The following is a 561-nucleotide window of genomic DNA, read 5'->3' as shown; positions in this document are numbered from 1 at the left end:
GGAGTGATTCATGACTGGGGTGAAGTCGTAACAAGGTAGCCCTAGGGGAACCTGGGGCTGGATCACCTCCTTATACGATTTAGAACTTATTTGTTCGTAGTGTCCACACAGATGATTGTTATTGTAAAGAGAACAACACTTATTGTTTTGGGTCTGTAGCTCAGCTGGTTAGAGCGCACCCCTGATAAGGGTGAGGTCGGTAGTTCAAATCTACTCAGACCCACCACTTCTTATCTAATTAAGAAGATGGTTAAAACAATAAGTACCAGCATATGTGGGGCTATAGCTCAGCTGGGAGAGCGCCTGCCTTGCACGCAGGAGGTCAGCAGTTCGATCCTGCTTAGCTCCACCACTTACTTCTTAAAAATAAATATTCTTTATCGGGCCATTAACCGCCTGAGAATAGAGTGTGTTTAATTTTGAGAAGTTTTTACATCTCTTGCTCTTTAAAAATTTGGAAAAGCTGATAATAAAATTCTGATGAATACATTGTATTTATCAAGAGTTTTCAAAAGTAAAAAAAGAATGGTAGCAGTACCATTCAGTGCCATTTAGTTAACT

General features: G+C 40.3%; 2 tRNA genes and 1 rRNA gene. All 3 read left to right on the top strand.

Going from position 1 to position 561, the window contains the following annotated elements:
• A 16S ribosomal RNA gene (locus I6F44_RS19540) occupies positions 1-73 on the top strand; the annotation flags it as partial.
• Between the two features lie 76 nt (positions 74-149).
• Positions 150-226 (top strand) — tRNA-Ile (locus I6F44_RS19535).
• Positions 227-276: 50 nt separating this feature from the next.
• Positions 277-352 (top strand) — tRNA-Ala (locus I6F44_RS19530).
• The last annotated feature ends 209 nt before the right edge of the window (positions 353-561 follow it).

Origin of the sequence: Pseudoalteromonas sp. NZS11_1 (assembly GCF_015864275.1) — a bacterium.
Lineage (GTDB): Bacteria > Pseudomonadota > Gammaproteobacteria > Enterobacterales > Alteromonadaceae > Pseudoalteromonas > Pseudoalteromonas arctica.
This window is presented reverse-complemented; position numbering and strand designations above follow the sequence as displayed.